The organism is Sphingobacterium puteale (assembly GCF_003627955.1).
Taxonomy (GTDB): Bacteria; Bacteroidota; Bacteroidia; order Sphingobacteriales; family Sphingobacteriaceae; genus Sphingobacterium; species Sphingobacterium puteale.
This window is the reverse complement of sequence record NZ_RBWS01000010.1, coordinates 124,950-143,154: the sequence shown is the minus strand read 5'-3', so window position 1 is coordinate 143,154 and position 18,205 is coordinate 124,950. Positions and strand designations below refer to the sequence as shown.

9 protein-coding genes are annotated in these 18,205 nt (G+C 46.1%); all 9 read right to left on the bottom strand.

Features of this window, described 5'->3' with window-relative positions; translation table 11 throughout:
* Positions 1-4: 4 nt before the first annotated feature.
* Complete coding sequence (locus D7322_RS14550; protein ID WP_220700080.1) at positions 5-3,202, bottom strand: SusC/RagA family TonB-linked outer membrane protein; 3,198 nt, start codon at positions 3,200-3,202, stop codon at positions 5-7.
* 111 nt (positions 3,203-3,313) lie between these two features.
* Positions 3,314-5,665 (bottom strand): glycoside hydrolase family 95 protein, encoded by a 2,352-nt coding sequence (locus D7322_RS14545; RefSeq protein ID WP_121125012.1) that lies wholly within the window; start codon positions 5,663-5,665, stop codon positions 3,314-3,316.
* A 6-nt stretch (positions 5,666-5,671) separates the two neighbouring features.
* Positions 5,672-7,657 carry a sialate O-acetylesterase gene (locus D7322_RS14540; RefSeq protein WP_121125011.1) on the bottom strand — a complete coding sequence of 662 codons (1,986 nt, stop codon included), beginning with the start codon at positions 7,655-7,657 and terminating at the stop codon, positions 5,672-5,674.
* A 96-nt stretch (positions 7,658-7,753) separates the two neighbouring features.
* Positions 7,754-9,952 (bottom strand): alpha-galactosidase, encoded by a 2,199-nt coding sequence (locus tag D7322_RS14535; RefSeq protein ID WP_121125010.1) that lies wholly within the window; start codon positions 9,950-9,952, stop codon positions 7,754-7,756.
* Between the two features lie 12 nt (positions 9,953-9,964).
* Complete coding sequence (locus D7322_RS14530) at positions 9,965-12,211, bottom strand: glycoside hydrolase family 95 protein (RefSeq protein ID WP_121125009.1); 2,247 nt, start codon at positions 12,209-12,211, stop codon at positions 9,965-9,967.
* 15 nt (positions 12,212-12,226) lie between these two features.
* Positions 12,227-13,822 carry a solute:sodium symporter family transporter gene (locus tag D7322_RS14525; RefSeq protein WP_121125008.1) on the bottom strand — a complete coding sequence of 532 codons (1,596 nt, stop codon included), beginning with the start codon at positions 13,820-13,822 and terminating at the stop codon, positions 12,227-12,229.
* Between the two features lie 18 nt (positions 13,823-13,840).
* Positions 13,841-14,881: a GntR family transcriptional regulator gene (locus tag D7322_RS14520; RefSeq protein WP_121125007.1), complete on the bottom strand. Its 1,041-nt coding sequence runs from the start codon at positions 14,879-14,881 to the stop codon at positions 13,841-13,843.
* A 13-nt stretch (positions 14,882-14,894) separates the two neighbouring features.
* Positions 14,895-16,916: an alpha-amylase family protein gene (locus D7322_RS14515; protein ID WP_121125006.1), complete on the bottom strand. Its 2,022-nt coding sequence runs from the start codon at positions 16,914-16,916 to the stop codon at positions 14,895-14,897.
* A 78-nt stretch (positions 16,917-16,994) separates the two neighbouring features.
* Positions 16,995-18,194: a DUF4998 domain-containing protein gene (locus D7322_RS14510; protein WP_121125005.1), complete on the bottom strand. Its 1,200-nt coding sequence runs from the start codon at positions 18,192-18,194 to the stop codon at positions 16,995-16,997.
* Between the last annotated feature and the right edge of the window lie 11 nt (positions 18,195-18,205).

Here is an 18,205-nt window from a genome sequence, read left to right as displayed (position 1 = left end):
GCACTTAAAAGTTAACTTGTACACCAAATGAATAAATCTTGTTTTGTGGATACTGTACCAGATCACCATTTCCATAGCGTTCAGGGTCCAAGCCCTTAAATTTGGTCGCAGTAAGGAGGTTATCACCCGAAAAATAAACCCGCAAGCGATCAATTTTATATTTTTTTAATAACCCATCAGGTAAAGTATATCCTAACACGAGATTTTTCAACCTGAAATACGAAGCATCCTGTATAAAATAGCTGGAAGCCCGGCTGAATTTCTCCGGAGCACTCCAACCCCAATAAATACGGGGCATCGTTGTCGAAGGATTTTCAGGAGTCCAACGGTCTAACCAGTCTTTTGTCGGCGGGCTACCTTGTACAAATGGGGTTACGCCCCAGCCCGAAACATAGGATTTGACGCCATATACGCCTTGTAATAGGGCCGAAAAGTCAAAGCCCTTAAAACTAGCACTTAGATTAAAACTATAGTTCAGCTTTGGATCCACACCGGCTATCATTGTTCTGTCGTTGGCATCTATTTTTCCGTCACCATTGACATCCCGATACTTCAGATCGCCTGGCAGAGTATTGTCGTTAAACTGTTTTGGTGAGCTGCTCACTTCAGCCTCCGATTGAAAGATACCGACCACCTCGTAGGTATAGAAGCTATCCATGGCGTAGCCATTTTTTTTGATTGTATAGCCCCCAATTTCCGGTTCGCCAAATTTCACTAGCTTGTTTTTGAAACGGTCGAGATTTGCACCCAGTTGATAGCGCAAACCTTCCAATGCTCCAGTAGTAATCTGATTACGATAAGTAATTCCCAATTCAACACCTTTATTTTCAACGATACCGTCATTGATATTTGGGGCGCCCAATCCGACGATTGCCGTGATCTGCGACGGGCGTAGGATATCGGTTGTCCGTTTCTTATACCAGTCGAAAGTAATATCCAAATTTTTGAACAGGCTTAAATCTACCCCGACATCTGTCATGGTCGTTGTTTCCCATTTGATCAGTGGGTTGGTCAGTCTTTGCTGTGCCACCCCCGATTGCAGGCTATTGTTATCAAATGAATAATTACCGGTAAGTCCCAATACAGGCTGGTATGGATAATTTAAGGAATAGCCATTCACATCCACTACATTCTGATTTCCAAGTTGGCCCCAAGATCCACGGATCTTCAAATTATCCAACCAACCGGAAGCGAATTCCTTGACAAACGATTCTTCCGATACGCGCCAGCCTGCAGAGAAAGAAGGAAAGGCTGCCCAACGGTTTTTACCGTAAAACTTGGAACTACCATCGTAACGCATATTGGCTTCCAAGAGGTATTTCCCTTGATAATCATAGTTCAACCGGCCGAAATACGAGATTAGCGCCCATTGGTTGGCTGTCCCGTTTGCCCGTTGAATATCCGATCCCCCGGCATTTAATTCTGTTAGCGTATCGTCGACAAAATTCTGTCTGAAGCCCTGGAGGTAAGTATACTTACTTTTTTCAATACTATATCCAGCCTGCGCTTTGAGGTGGTGTGCGCCAAACGCGCGATCATAGTTCAGGTAAGTAAATAAATTGGTGTATATCGTTTGCTGATCCTGATCCGTAAGCCCCTTTCCAAGATCCAATGTTGTTCCGAGCGTGCCCGTATGGTAATAATATTCATCCAACGTTGATTTATAATCCTTGTACTTGTCCATATTGAAATTATAGGCACCTTTGGTATACCAGGAAAGCCCCTTAAACAGCTGTACCTCCATCCAAGCCTGCAAATTGGCCGCATAGTCATCGGTATTGTAGGTGAATTTCCGGTCCAATACCGCCATAGGGTTTTTATTGTTGTACTCCCAGTCGTAAGCTTTGTAAGTATACCGTCCGCTACCATCCGGCAAAAATGGGCCATAAGTTGGTGCCTGCGACATGGCCGACAGGAAGAGGTCTTTGGATCCCCCCGGAATAGATTCGGTATGTCCTGTCTTGAGCAAAATATTTGTCCCGAATTTTATACCTTCCGAGATTTTGGTCGTCAGATTGAGGCGGGCGGAATAACGGTCGTAGTTGAAACCTTTGATCATTCCATCCTGATTGACGTAGCCCAAGCCAACATTAAAAGTTGTCTTTTCGTTTCCGCCCTGGATGCCGAGGTTATGGGTATACGTCGGTTTCGTTTGGAAAATAAGTCCCAGCCAGTCCGTATTTGGATATTTTATAGGATCGTTGCTGTTGCGATAGGCGGCGATCACGTCAGCGGGGTATAGGCCATCGTTGAGGTTGGAATTCTTACGCGCTTCGTTGTACAGTTCCATGTACTGTGCCGAATTGGTGATCAGATCAAACATTTTCGTGGGCTTATAGATACCCACATTTCCGTCATACTGAACGGTTGTTTTTCCCGATTTCCCTTGTTTTGTCGTGATCAGAATAACGCCATTGGCTGCACGCGAGCCGTAGATTGCTGCGGAGGCTGCATCTTTCAGCACGCTTACATTTTCGATATCATTGGGATTGACGTCGGAGAATTTTCCCTGTACACCATCGATGAGCACCAGGGGATCCGATCCGGCACCGCTAAAGGTGCCTTTACCCCGAATGCGGATGGATACGCCTTCATTGCCCGGTTCTCCCGAGCCTTGATTGATCTGAACACCTGGCACTGCCCCCTGCAGCATGGAAGCTGTATTGACAACGGGCCGTTTGATCATATCTTTGCCACTCATTGTAGCCACGGCACCGGTTAGGTTTACTTTCTTTTGTGTACCGTAACCGACGACAACGACCTCTTCCAAACTCGACGAAGCGTCGTTCAGCTGCACATTCACATTTCCCTCATTGGCAGCAACAGCCATTTCCCGGCTTTCAAATCCCAGCGAAGAGAACGTCAGTACGACAGTTCCATCTATCAGCCTGAGCTCGAATTGACCCTCCTGATCCGTTTGTGTTTCCAGCGTTGTATTTTTGACCCGTACTGTCACACCAGGTAGCGGGCGCCCTGTATTATCCAGCACTTTTCCTTTTATTGTACGCTGTTGACGTATTACATCCGCGACTGTGGAAGGAACTTTTTCTGTTGGGGCCAAACGACGGTCTGTTTTCCTTATTGATGCAGCGGAGCCCGTGTAGGGTACAGCTATCGAAAGACAGAGTGCCATAATACTGGCCTCAGGACCGAAGGACAGGCCCTTGATCAAAGGCCATTGTCTTGTCTTTTCTGTTTTCATATTTACTTTTTTTGTTTATAAGGTGCTTTTATCTTGAAATTTTTGGCACAAAGTATCCCCTATCATGCAAAAAATTGCATGATCCAATTCGGTTGAGGACGCTATGTTTTGTTATTTTTCTTTTGTACGATAGGCGATCCAGTTATGATCTATACATACGTTAAGTTGTTGTGATTTGGCTGAATAAATCTGATAGTTCAGTATCTTACCATCTTTCCATTCCATATCTAATGTGTGATTTCCCTTGATGCGCATGCCCCTCACCCGGCCTTCTTTTTTCCAGGCCTGAGGCACCGCCGGTAGAAGATACACCGTATCCTGATGGGACTGCACCAGCATCTCGGCAATACCAGCTGCTCCACCAAAATTACCATCGATCTGAAATGGGGGGCCTGCTGTTAACAAATTGGCGTAAACACCACCACCGGCGCCATAATTGATATGTGTATCGACACGTGGGGTCATGAGTTGCCGAAATAATTTATAAGCCCGCTCGCCTTCATGTAATCTGGTCCAAAAGAGTAGTTTATGGGCAATGGCCCAGCTCGGTCCATCATCCCCCCGTACATCTAGGCTTTTTTTAGCGGCAAGCTGCCAGTCCGGATGTTCATCATAACGGATCAGATAGCCTGGATACAAACCGTACAGATGCGAGATATGCCGATGCTGCGGATCCGCCTCTTCATAATCTTCGATCCATTCCATGATGCGGCCATCTTTGGCGATCTGTACCGCCGGAGCTAAGCGTTTAAGCTGCGCCGCAACCTTCGTTAAAAAAGGGTCCGATTGTTTGCCCAATAATCCCGCCGCATGAATGATATTTCCAAACAATTCACGTACGATCTGATTATCTATCGTTGGTCCCATGGTAACATTTGCCTGCTGCCCATTGGGGAGCTTGAAGGAATTTTCGGGAGATACAGAGGGCGAAGTCAACAACCAGCCCTTCGTTGGGTGTTCGGTCAGGGCACTGGAGTAAAACTGTGCTGCTCCGTAGAGAATCGGGTATATCCGCCGTAGATAGTCTATATCTTCGGTATAGAGGTAATGTTCCCAAAGGTTATTGCAGAGCCAGCCCGAGCCCGCATTGGCAATTCCCCAGGAAGCAGATTCTCCAGGTTCGGTATAGCCCCATACATTGGTGATCACATGGGCTACCCAGCCCGGTGCATTATAATACGCTTTCGCGGTTTTTGCCCCCGGGGCCATAAGGCCTTCCACAAGCCCCACCAAGGGTTCATTGAGCTCGCCCAGATTGGCCGCCCCGAGGTGCCAATGGTTCATCTGCACATTGATATCCAGGTGGTAGTCCCCATTCCAGGGTGTCTGAATCTGATTTGCCCATAAGCCCTGTAAGTTTGGTGGTAGCAAGCCTAAGCGCGTACTGCTGATACTCAGGTAACGACCATACTGATAGAATAGCGCTGCCAGCCCTGGATCCTGATCCGGTTCTTTACCAAAGGCCACCAAACGCTCATCGGTCGGTAAGTCATCTTTCGACTGCCCCAATCGGAGCGACAAACGGTTGAACTTTGCCAAATAGTTTCGTAGATGTTCGGCATACTGCCGGCTATAGGATTTTTTCAACGCCTTTGTTAGCGTTTCAGCTGTCGTACGCTCAAAATCCTTACCTTTAAAATCAGTATCTGTTGCCACGTAAATCAGCACTTCGTCAGCCTGTTGAATAACAATAGATTGTCCTTTTACCAGCTGTTTCCCGCCTTTTATCTGCGCGCGGACACGTGTTTTAAACTGCATTCCTTTACCGTCCACGCCATTGTCCAATTGTCCGACTAAAACAAGCTCGCCATCCTCGGTCCTGGCAGTTGCCCTTTCGGGACGGTCAATCTTGATTTCCAGGCTTAGCTGGCCTTTTTTGCTGCTCTGTAAATGAATAACGCCCAGGTCATCAGCAAAGCTAGTCCAATATTCGCGGCTATACCTGACGCCTTTGAGCTCATAGCTTGTTTTCGCTATCGCCTTATCGAGGTCCAGTTCCCGGCGATAGTTCTGCACTGCGGAGAGATCCGTTTGTCCGTCAAAGGCAAGCATCAGATTGCCGAGCACTTGATAACAGCCCCATTGCTTGCCGCCCGATCCCGGGCCTTTGCAGATAAAATGCTGGTCTATCAGCCGCTGGGCAAGGTCGTTTTTCCCGCTTTTTATCAGATTTCGAATACTATCCAAATACCTGCTGGCCTCATAATTATTGGCATCCTGAGGGCTTCCCGACCATAGGGTGATATCATTGAGCACAATATGGTCATTCTTCAATCCACCATCGGGCATCATGCCAATTTTTCCATTGCCCAGGGGTAAGGTCTCCTCCCATTGTTTTGCCGGCTGCCGATACCAAAGTTTGCCCCCCAGCACTTGCCCAAATAAGTTTCCCGAAAAAAAGAAAACCACAAGCGTACAGAGTAACTTACCTTTCCGAAGATTTATTTTTGATGATCTATTCATGTGGTTTTAATTTTTTGTCCAGTCATCGGTTCGGAAGGGAGATCCGGGTATCCCGGCTTCGTTGTATAAAGTCAGATCCGGGTTATCGGCCCAGCCGTAGCGCACTGCAACGGGTGACGGTACTTCTTTGGCGGATACGATCAGCTTATTTCCGACCTGTTTGACTTCTGCGGGATAAAAGACCTGATCGGCTCCAGCAATTGTGAAACTACCGTTGCGGTTATCCGCTCCTTTCAGCACAAGCTTTTTGCCCATGGGGTTAAAGCTAAGTTCCATTTCCGCAGCTTTTGTCGTCCAATGCTCAAGAACAGGTCCCGAATAAGGGATCTTTTTCCCATAAAGCTGCGCTGTTGCAATCCAGCCAAGCCTTCTACCGACATCCTGTTTGTTTTTCGGATGGATATCCAGTGCATCGCCGATATCAGCAATGACTGCCATACCTGTATAAGGCAATTTGAGTGTTTGGCGCTGTGCTTCCCGTAATCTCGCCCAGGAAGAAGGCTGCGGTGTTACACTTTTCGCCTTAAAGTTGGCCAGCTGAACAAAATAAAAAGGCATCTTTTCATTGTTCCACTGCTGGCGCCAGTCCTGAATCAGTGCGGGCAGCAGTTGCTCATAGGGAGCGTCTTTTGAATCCGCGTTACTTTCACCCTGGTACCAAATGGCGCCTTTTATTTTAAAATCCACAAAAGGTTTGACCATGGCATTGTAGAGCACAGTAGGTCTGTTGGGCCCCTCCATCGCATTCGGTTTTGCGGGCAGCTTCGCCAGATCATAACCTACTTTGCATTTCCAGTCTCCAACCAGAGATAGCTGTTCGCCATTTGGCCCTTCCAGTCGCGGTTGTTCTGTACCACCATATATTCCGCCATCGCCGGCTCCATCAAATACGCGAACGGCGATATGCAATCGGCTGCCGTTGTTGGCCGTTGCAGGAACAGTATACTTCCGAATCTGGTCGTAACCGACAGTTTCACCCACTTTTGTACCATTGACATAAGTGATGTCGTTGTCATCAATCGCTCCCAAAACCAACTTGATCGGTTTACCCTGCCAATGTGCCGGTAGTTCAACGTCTTTGCCAAAATAAACGACACCATCCATTCCCGGAAACAGGTTCTTGTCAAAAAAGCTCGGAATTGTAATCGTAGACCAGCTGCTTTTATCCAATTGTGGGGCAAACCACTCGCCCTGCGTTGCTGTCTTCACCTGATCCTGCTGTTCGGCGACGCGATTCCATTCGGCCAGGTCTTTCGCATAGATTTCCTGCGCATCCGGGCGCTGGATTTTATCAATGGCCGCCGTATAGGTTGAAAAAGGTGTAAGTGCCTCCCGGCTCATCCAGGCTTCAATGATTGTTCCTCCCCAGGAGGAATGGATCAGGCCAATGGGAATGCCTGTTTTCTCGTAGATCTCACGTGCAAAAAAATAGGCCGTCGCCGAAAACTCCGGAATACTTTGTGGCGTCACCGGATTCCATCCACCAGACTCCACCTTCACTGCTGTGGTAGGTTGATTGGCCGTTGCTTTTGGTATCTGCAAAATACGAATATTGGGAAAGTTGGCTGCTTTGATTTCCTGCTCAAAGTTATTGATCTTACCCCAGCCCGCCAGGGGCATTTCCATATTTGACTGTCCTGAACAAAACCAGACTTCGCCGATCAGGATATTTTTGAGGATCAATTGATCACCATCGTTGATGGTAATCTGGTAGGGTCCACCGTATTTCGGGGTCTCCAGATAGACTTGCCAGCCTCCCTGCTGATCGACCTCAACTTGGTAGTTCTTGTTGTTCCAGCTGGTGTTTACGCTAAGTTCCTTGCCGACTGCGGTACTGGATCCCCAGATCTTGACCTTTTCTTTTTGCTGCAGCACCATATTGTCGCCAATAAAAGCCGGCAGCTGTACTTTGGCCTGTAGGGCAGAAAATCCACTTGCAACGCTGAGTAGCAGCGCCAACAAAGTCCGTTTATACTGTTTAGGTTTTATCATGATTTTTGAGTTTGTTGCTCAATTGAGTTTATACATTTGGCGCATCCGAAGTCCGGGCTGTTAGCGTCGGAGCTTCGGATGTGCCACCGATATTTTTTAGCGTGCCGATATTTTTAATAAAACACTGGGACGGTTGCTATTCAAGTCTGGATTTACGCCAACTTTCATCAGGTAGTCGCCCGAATAGGTTTGTCCCTGGCCTAAGCTCGACTTGGTTCCCGGATACAGGTTGATCTCCTCCACCCGGTATTGCTTTTGGGCATCCAGTCCTTTTAAACGAATAGGATCGGTTGTTCCGATACCATAGCGGTTATTGACCAGGTAGTTGAAGATGACAGCCTCGGTTTTTTGGCTATTCACGTAGCTGAGGGCGGCAAAGTCACCTTCACGTGGATCGGCCAGACGATACTGCTCCCCGTGCCATATTGTTCCTTTAAGCGCGTCGTAATCCTTTACCGCCTGCTGGCAGAATAAGAGATCCTGTTCTTTCAGGTGGCTCACCACGATATCAAAACCCAGTTTACCCATCATCGCTACATCCGTACGGAATTTGAGGGACTGTTTTCCCCAGTCTGTCACATGGTTGGAGGTGCTGATTGCCGGGAAAAAGTACGAATACTCGTACTGCATAAAAATACGTTCCAGAGGGTCTGTATTGTCCGAAGGCCAAAATTCGGTAAAGTACCGAAGTGCCGCATAGTCCACGCGACCACCACCGCCCGAACATAACATCATCGGCACTTTCGGATACTTCGAACGAATGCGCTCCAGGACTTTATAAAGACCTTCCACATACGAAACATAGAAAGCGCCCTGGTCTTTTAGAAATGCCGAATGCGCATTGTAAATGACCGCATTACAGTCCCACTTGATATAGGCTAATGCCGGATTTTTGGTAAACAGGTCGTCGAGGATCTGGAATACAAAATCCTGCACCTTGGGATTTGTCAGATCCAGGACCAACTGATTGCGGAAGTAATGTTCTTCCCGCTGTGGCTGTTTGACGACCCAATCCGGATGTTGTTCGTAGAGTTCGGATTTGGGGCTAACCATTTCGGGTTCTACCCAGATACCGAATTTAACGCCCTGTTTGGTCGCTTCTTCCACGAGTGTAGCGATACCATTGGGCAATTTTGTCCGGTTCGGTTGCCAATCTCCCAGACTGGAGTGATCGCTGTTACGCGGATATTTATTTCCAAACCAGCCATCATCCAATAAAAACAGATCTACCCCTAGTTTTTTGGTATCCTGGAGCAAACCTTTTAATTTTTGTTCATTAAAATCAAAGTAGGTCGCCTCCCAATTGTTGAGTAAAGTCAGGCGTTCGCCATTTCCATCCAGCAGCTGATATTTACGGGCCCAATTGTGCAGATTTCGGGAGGCGGTGCCTTTTCCTTTCGTCGATAAAGTATAGATCAATTTGGGTGTTGTAAAGTCCTGGTTGCTGGCTAATTTTACATTGGAAGCATAGTTATTTATTCCGGCAATGATACGCAGGTTATTGAGGTAGTCCACTTCAAAATCCACCTTAAAATTTCCACTATACCCAAGGCTTGCCATCAGTACTGTTCCTTCATCTTCGGATGCCGCCTTGCCCAGAGACACCATAAAGGAAGGTGGCTGGAATAAATTCGCGCGTGTTCCGAGTTTACTGTCCAGCACTTTAATGCCATGAGTCAAGGGCGCCTCCTCTACTTGCATTTCTTTTGCCCAGTCGCCATGGTACTGCCGTAGCCAATACGCATTGGAGCGCAGGGTCAGATTGGCCGAAGCAAATTTTTCCAGCGTGACGACTTTCTTTTCCTTATTTTGGATGGTTGCCCACTGCTCAATGACGTCCTCATTCAAAAACGATTTATAGTGTAAAACGACATAAATATCGTATACCGGGTCTTTTAAGGTGATATCAAGCTGTTTGACATTAGCATCCAGGTTTTTCACCTCATGTTTTTCATAGCGCAGGTCCAGGGAGCGGTTGCCATCGGAATGAACAACACTGATGGCCGGTTCCAATAGGTTTTTTGAACCTGAGGGAGTATACGCCGCGTCGGAGAGGCCACTATAATCTGTCAATTGTCTATAACCGCTTGCAATGGTCGAGTACTCTTTAGCATCATTCAATTTTTCACCGTAATAGCGCATTTTCAGTGTTTTCGTGGAATCGTACTCCAACACCAGGGCATTCGATCTGGTTTCAATAGGAATCTGTTTGGACTGCGCCTGGATCTCCAGATGGACAAGCCCCTGGGTCATCAAAAGCCCGAGTACAACATGTTTAAAGTGATGGGTTGGCATATATAAATAGATTTAGGATTTGTTAACGAACTTGACTATTTTGTTTGCTTTCAATTGAATCTTATAAAGGTATTTACCATTGATTTCCTGCTCTGGGCTTAGACCTGCCAATTGGGAAGGGCTTAATACCTGAATCGTTTGATCCTGCGGCGATGAAAGAATAAGCTGTCTAATGCTGCTGTTGCTCCATTCCATCTTGTCGATGTGTACATTGCCCCGGGCTTTGAGTCCTTTCACTGTTCCGGCCGACCAGCGATCAGGCAGTGCAGGAAGTAATTCCAGCACATCCGTTTGCGACTGCAGCAACATTTCACTCACCGCAGCCACATAACCCAGGTTGCCATCTATCTGAAAAGGTGGATGCGCACAGAGCAAGTTGGCGTAAACGCCACCACCATTGTTGTAATCAATACCATCGCCGCCAACGAGGTTAATGAAATTAGTCAAGATTTTATAGGCGTGATTCCCATCCTGCAAGCGGGCCCAAAAAGCCACCTTCCAGGCCATGGACCAACCGGTGGATTCGTCGCCACGCGCGGTGAGGGTAACTCGTGCAGCTTTGGCCAGTTCCGGTGTTTTTAAAACAGAGAATTGGTTACCTGGATACAGACCAAACAGATGCGAGACATGGCGGTGCTTGTCCTGCGGATCATCACGATCCGTTTCCCACTCCTGCAACTGTCCCCATTTACCGATTTTGGGTTTGAGCAGCGCAGCGCGAAGTGCCGTGATACGATTATGGTAATCGGCGTCTATATTTAAAATTGCACTCGCCTGGATGTAGTTGCTAAAGAGATCGTAAATAATCTGGTGGTCGTAGCTCACGGCATCCTCTGTGGGGCCATGTTCCGGCGACCAGCCCTTTGGCGCCACCACAGTTCCGTCTGCTCTTCGAACCAGACGATCATCCCAAAACTCGCTTATTTCTTTTAAAATCGGGTATGCAAATTCGCGTAGGTATTTCTTGTCCCTGTTAAAGGCATAATGCTCCCACAGCGCCTGAGCATACCAGGCACTTCCGGGGGTGTTCCAGAGAAAGCTCTCGCCACCGAAGATATTATTTTCGGTCTTTACGGTCCAGCCCCTTACTCCCGGAAATTCCTTCTGTGTATTTATTTTTTTCACCTCACGCATGCTATTGATATAATCGAGGTAAGGCCAGGCCGATTCAGGTAGATTAGCGACTTCTGCAGGCCAATAGTTCATCTGTACATTGATATTGGAATGGTAATCTGAGCGCCATGGTGGATTGTTACTGTTGTTCCAGAGTCCCTGCAGGTTTGCAGGCAAACCGCCCTTCCGCGAGGAACTGATCAGCAGATAACGTCCATATTGGTATACCAATGCTTCCAGAGCCGGGATCGGCTGTTTTTTATACGCCTCCAACAGCGCTTTTGTTGTTTGCTTGGCGTCCAGCTGGCTATGGTCGAGATCAAGCGCCACGCGGTTAAACAGCGCTGTATAATCTGCAACGTGCCGTTCCAGCAGCTTATTTACACCATATTTTTCCGCTTGCTGCAGATAACGTTCATTGACCTTCATCGGTTCTTCGGCCGACTTCCAGTTGGTCGCCCGTGTATTGGCATAATCTGTTGCGGCACTCAGCAGCAGAACAAGGCGATCGGCAGATTTTACGGTAAGGACAGCCTGTCCTTTTTCATCTGTCGTTTTGGAAAGAGACCCGCCGACGACCTGCACGCGTACCTGTGCGGCATACCGCATGCCATTGTCGAGCGTTCCCTGAAACCATAGACGACCATCTTCTACCTGCACCGCCTGCCCATGTGCATCCCGAAGTGCGATCTGGGCATTGAATTTCCCTTTTTTACTGTTTGCATAGTCAAATACCATGACCTGATCGGGCTGACTCGCAAAATATCGACGGTTGATTTGCTGTCCATCCTGCTGATAGGCTATTTCATGCAGGCCCTTATCCAAATTTAATTTCCGGCTATAGGCGGTAAAGGATTTATTAACGTCGGAGTCAAAGCGAACAAAAAGATCACCAAAAGCCTGATAGGCACCTGTTTCCTGTTCATCACCTGTCCATAGGCTATTTTCATTAAATTGAATATGTTCATGATTTACGCCCGCGAAGATCATCGCGCCAATTCGTCCATTTCCGATAGGGTACGCTTCGGTCATCCAATCCGTTGCGGGCTTATTATCCCAGAGGTAATAGCGTTGTGCATACGATGTGGCCGAACATAGGGTCAAGCATATAAAGATGAGGCATTTAATTTTTCTGTGTATTAACATAGCGACTTATACAATTTATTGAGCGATGCCCAATGGTGAAAAAACAAAATAGATGACAATCATCAATAGGATGAGAAAGGTGCCAATCCGATACCTTCCTTTCCAATAGGTGCCCTTGTCCTGGCCCGAAAACTCAAACTGATACTCCGAGAGATAGTTTGGCTGGCTCAGTTTACTTCCCCCCCAGATGACCAGTGCTACAGCGATAAACAATAGCGCGAACAAGTGCAGATAGTGTAGCTCTGTCTTCCAGACAAACACCAGAACGAAGTAGCTGACCATGTACATGAACAGGCCGATTTGTGCCATCCTTGGCGTCACACGGCGCGATAGAATCCCCAAGATCATAATGGTGAAAATGGGCATATTGAACAGCCCCGATACGGTTTGGAGGTACGTATAAAATCCGTCATGGGCAAAGAGGATAAAAGGTGCAATAAACATGGCCGAGATAGAGATGATCAATTCGAACAGTTTTCCTTTTTTGACCAGCTCCCTTTCACTGAGCGTTCTGTTTCTACGTTCCAGGTAAGGTTTATAAATATTAAAAACAAATAAGCTGCCACAGCTCTGAAGGCCAGCAGTATAGGTAGTCATTGCCGCACCAAAGACCAGTGCCAAGGAAAATCCAATCAATACATCCGGAAAGATCAGGACAATGAGTTTCGGAAAAACAGAAGCTGTAGGCTGCACATGCGGCAATAAGTGTACGGCCAGAAGACCAGGCAAATTGATTAATAGCGGCATCAGGAGTTTGCCCCCCGCAGCCAAAGTCATTCCTTTCTGTGCTTCCTTTAGATTTTTGGCGCTTAATGCCTGTTGTGCAATATAGGGTTCCATCCCCCAGTAATAGAAATTGATCAGCAGCATGCCGGTAAATAAGGTCGAAAATGGAACCGCATCATGCTTTCCACCGACGGCATTGAGATGTTCTTTCTTGTCGTGAAATAACTGGATTACCCCCGTCCAGATGTCGCCATTCCCCAAATACCAAAAGGCAAAAACCGGAATCAGCAGGGCGAGCAGAAACAGACAGAACCCCAAGCCCAGGTCAGACAGGGAAATCAGCTTCAATCCACCCAATATGCTGTATAAGCTCCCGATGATCCCGAGGGCCCAGACCAACATCCAGATACTCTGCCAATAACTGATGTGCAGCAGCCCGGGCACATCAAACATTGTGGCCAGGCTTAGCGCACCACCGTACAATACCGGTGGCAATAAGTTAACGATGTATCCGATCAGAATCAGGATAGATACCAACATCTTTGTTTTGGTGTCAAATCGTAGTGCCAAGAAATCCGGAACCGTCCGAAAACCATGCTTAAAATAAATAGGCAGTAGAAATTCCGAAACCAGGAGCATCGCGACTACCGAACTCACCCCCCAGCCGATGACCGACAGGTTGTTGATATAGACCGATTCATTTTCACCAATAAACTGGTTGGCGCTCAGGTTGGTCAATAGCAAAGCCGAGCCTACCATCCAAAAACTATTGCTCTTTCCGGCAAGGAAAAAGCCATTTAAGGTATTGGAATAGTTGGTTTTAAACTTCCATAAGGATCCCAAAGCGACCAAACCGGTAAAAAGACAAAAACTAAAAACTATCATCTTATAAACTTCCCTATTTTAGACAGAGCCACGATCTGCCAATGTTGTCGGCACCACTTCCTTAATCAACGTTCTTTCGAGCACAAACTTGGCTGCTTCCGATCCGATCCGTGCAAAACTTGTCGAAAAGGTGGTAATACCGCCGCTGATAATCTCTTTGATGACATCATCGTTGTGCGAGAGAATTCCCAGATCCTGCCCGAGGGTCCAGCCTTTTTGTAGCACCTCTTTCAGCATCTGATAGAGCTCCGGATTATGAATGGTAAAATACAGTTTTCCCTTTTTTAGATCCCCCACATGGTATTGCTTTTCGATACGTCCTTTTACTTTATAGTCTTTCAGAAAGCGTAAGAAAGCATTTTTGATTTCATTGGGTTCGGCTGTATTTTCCCTAAAATAGAAGATCACTTCTTTATACTTTTTGATCTTTGGATAAAGTTCCTGAAAAACGGCATAAGTGGCTGCCTCAAATTCCTGGGACACATAGGAATAATCATCGCCAAGATCCATCAAACGGTCAATAATCAATAATTTGGATGCCGGAATGGAACGCAGCAGCATTTCGGAATCTTTATTTTCAATCGGAGCAACAATATATACCGTATATCGTCCCTGGATACGATTAAAAATATCTTCAAAAGTTTCCATATTGTTGTGATGGAAAAAGAGATCCACCGTTACTTCCTCCGGCAGGTTGGTCCGTAGTTCATTCACCAAGGTGTCCTGAAAGGTATCGTATGCATACAGCAGGACCGCAACTTTTTGTTTCATCTGCGTATTGTTGCTCACCACAAAATATCCCTTTCTGTTTTTCGATTCCACGACTCCGTGGGCAATCAGATCACGGTACGCCTTAGCGAAGGTTTCGCGTGCATAGCCCAGGTATTGGATCAAGTTATTGACAGAAGGTAAACTCGCGTGCACCTCCAGTTCATTCGCATCAATGGCATCCAACACGCCCTGCACAATACATTCATGTTTCGAAAGCCCATTTAAAGCTTCCAATCTTTTGATCCGATCGATCAACGCCTTAAACTGTTCTTCTTTGCTTATCTTCATATAATATTATTAACTAAAGAGCAATCTTAAACAATTTTGCTCCTGCTTGCTCAAAGGCAATGGGATTTTCAGCAGTAAAATCCTGCGCTGTTTTTTCAAACAGTTCCACCGCCTTATAGGTTGTATTTGGCACTAGGCCAATCTGTTTAAAATCAATATTTATTGCTGCCGGGGCTGTATTGTAATTAAATACGGCCACATACAGCGTTGTTCCAATTTTTTTGTAATAATACGTATTTGCGGCTTTTCCTTCTACAAATCCTGCCGGGCGGAAGCTTTTACCGTCGGCTATGATCTTTAAAATTTCGGGATCCTGCAGATATTGATTCATCTTAGGCTGCCAGTTTTCTTTTTTAGACAGGTCATCGCCGAGGATAATGGTCCCCGTTACAACACCGGAAAGCAATCTTGCCTTATTGACCTCAGGGCTTTCATCGTGAAAGACCAGGTGGTCGGCATCGATAAAATCATAAAGATAAGTTTGCCACCAGCCGTAACTAACACTGTTTAGCGTATATTGAGTTTGGTCGATGGTTTTCCAGGCGTCGCAGGCTATTCTGCGCATGTGTGCAAATTGGGCAGTTGCCAGGGACGGCGAAATTGCCGCGTAGATCAACATTTTATCTTGGAGTACGTCAACGAGATGTTTCATACCCACAGCATAAGCTTGCATACCGGTCTGAATTTTCTTGTCGTAAAAACCTGTGGATTCGATTGCTGCGTGAGAAAGGAAATCGACCTTGATCATCCGGAAGCCACAGTCGACCAATTTCCCCAGGATCACATCCATACGGGCCAAAGTACCGGGATGCGTCGGATCAAGAGCCCGACCACCATCTAAATTGTGGTAGCCTTTTTGGGTTTTGGTCCAAAGCTGGCCAAAGGTAAACTGGCTTCCCTCCGCCTTGCGGTCGGGCCCACTTCCATGCCCCCAGTCTGTAAAAGGAGCCCAATAGACGCCGGGCTTGAGGCCCAAAGAATCACAATAGCGAACAAATTGCTTCAGCTGCGTGTAGTCGCCTGACATACCTCCGGGCGTCATATTATCCCAAAAAGAGTCAAGATCTATAAAAGCCTCGCCATCTGCGTTCCGGAAATAAGGAATATCTTTTGCGAAATAGTCTGCCGTGCCCGTGGCATTCTGAAAATTAAGTTTTTCCTGTATCACTCCCCAGCTGTTCCAGCCGACAGGTGTGGCACCTTGCCAAGATTTCACATAAGCCGGTGATAGCTTCCGGTGGGTTTTAGCATAGTTTTCGAGCCCAATGCGCCAATCCTTGTCGTAAGACACGAGGTATTTTGGGGAGCGAATGACATCACCCTTCACCGTCCCGTGCGCCATGGAATCCCGTGTGATATTTACATCTGTAAATCCGGCTTGTGCTGCCAGGTGGGTATATTGCCCCTGATCTCCTTCGATCGCGATACCCGATTTCCAGACGGATTGATCCAATGAACCAATCAAGAGACCTTTTCCGCTATCCTTATCGTATACAACACCGACTTCGGCACTGCGCTTACTATTCCTTGCAAGGGCATTGTTTTCATACGAAATAAACGTATCGTTATCAAAAGGAACAGCCAGCTGGTACAAGGATTTTCCCAGGCCGGCAACCGACGCATTTGACCAGATCGGCACAAGTTCATTACTGGCTATATTTTTACCCCTAACTTCCAGTTCAAGGATGACACCATCTATAGTGTCGTAGAAATAAAAATGCTGCAGCAATGTAATGCCCTGTTGAGTTTTAACCGAAATGGTATACTGTATGCCTTTGCCCAAATTGTCCTGAATAGGCTTTTCTGTGACGCTGCGGGTTCCTTTCAGTTTATCAGTACTAATTTTTTGTCCATTAGCAAGTCGCACGTAGGACACCGCCTGATTAATAAAAAGCTGCCTTTCCGATCCAATACTATAGGTACCTTTCGCTTTATTATAATTAAATGTAACTCTATTCTTCTTTATTTGAAGCGTCTGTCCTGACAAAGTCATCGAAGCCGCCAATAAGAGTAATATTCCAAAAAAATATTTCATCGGTTTAATTTGATTGATTCGTTTTGATATCGTTTTTACATATGGAAATACCTAGCATAGCACCACTTTTTTATACTATTACTGTCCATTCCAAAAACTGAGTTCACTCATATTACTCTGATTTGTATCACCGTTCGCATTATGTTTGACCCGAATTCTAATATACCTAACTGGTGGCGGATTTTTGATCAGTTCAAACTTTTTGGCAGCGCTTCCATCATCGGTTCTGACGGCATCCAATAACAGCGTCCATCCTTTCCGTATCGCTTCATCCTTCCAACCTGCATCGTTGGCGGGCAAAGTAGTTGCTGCGTTACTAATATCTGCTATTCCCCAGACCTCAAATTGATCCGGATTATGGCAGCAATTTCGCCCTGTCTCCTCTAAAATACTGAGATTATTGTATATCTTACCCATATCGAAACTAATGGTATGTGGTAAAGGGACATTGCCTTGACTATGATATATATTCGGATATCCTTGCGGACCTACGCTACCGTCCCACAGATTACGAAGGGGACTTTCCGCCAATGTGCCGACATCATTGGGTAGCGAAAGCTCTCTGAACAATGATTTATCACATAAAATATTAAAATAAACCTGGGGAAAAACGGCATCGGCTGTGGCGCTAAAAATATCTATTGCATTCCTTGTAGGTTTATAAAATGATCTATACGTAATCTCCGTTCCTGGTTTATAATCATTTAAATTCAAAATACTATCTGTTGGGGCAAGATCTACCTCTTTGATTGTATTCGCAGTAGTAGTATATTTCACTTTTGTCGTCACATTTACTGTATCCGGCTTATTAAAATTAAGTTCCACCTTTCCATTATCAAAAGCCACATAAGGAACATCACCATTATAAGGTCGATTCAACAGGCTCGCCTGATAAATGGGACCATATACTTTGGCATTTAACAATTTCGGAACCGATTTATTTCCTTTCGCATCATAAGAATAGATTGTAAATGTATATACCGCTTCTTCCAAATTTGTAATTGTCGCCGAGACACTGTCTTTTTTATCGGTTACGTCAACAACTACGGAATCTTTTTGATTATAAAAAATCACATATTTGACAATGCTTGGATCAGAACTTTTTTTCCAGGTCAATATTGTCCGCAGATTTCCTGGCTTCTCGATCACCTGACCAACTAGACCGGTATACACAATTTCATGACCACCCAATAAGTCCCTGAAATCTGTCTGTTGTTTGCTACAACTTGCGAGCAATGCAAGTAAGCAACAGATTAAAGTAGTTATATTATTTTTCATTGTTTGTCTCC

Coding starts and splice junctions, on each gene's coding strand:
- D7322_RS14515 (WP_121125006.1), bottom strand. CDS start 16,916: ATGAAATATTTTTTTGGAATATTACTCTTATTGGCGGCTTCGATGACT.
- D7322_RS14550 (WP_220700080.1), bottom strand. CDS start 3,202: ATGAAAACAGAAAAGACAAGACAATGGCCTTTGATCAAGGGCCTGTCC.
- D7322_RS14545 (WP_121125012.1), bottom strand. CDS start 5,665: ATGAATAGATCATCAAAAATAAATCTTCGGAAAGGTAAGTTACTCTGT.
- D7322_RS14530 (WP_121125009.1), bottom strand. CDS start 12,211: ATGTTAATACACAGAAAAATTAAATGCCTCATCTTTATATGCTTGACC.
- D7322_RS14535 (WP_121125010.1), bottom strand. CDS start 9,952: ATGCCAACCCATCACTTTAAACATGTTGTACTCGGGCTTTTGATGACC.
- D7322_RS14510 (WP_121125005.1), bottom strand. CDS start 18,194: ATGAAAAATAATATAACTACTTTAATCTGTTGCTTACTTGCATTGCTC.
- D7322_RS14525 (WP_121125008.1), bottom strand. CDS start 13,822: ATGATAGTTTTTAGTTTTTGTCTTTTTACCGGTTTGGTCGCTTTGGGA.
- D7322_RS14540 (WP_121125011.1), bottom strand. CDS start 7,657: ATGATAAAACCTAAACAGTATAAACGGACTTTGTTGGCGCTGCTACTC.
- D7322_RS14520 (WP_121125007.1), bottom strand. CDS start 14,881: ATGAAGATAAGCAAAGAAGAACAGTTTAAGGCGTTGATCGATCGGATC.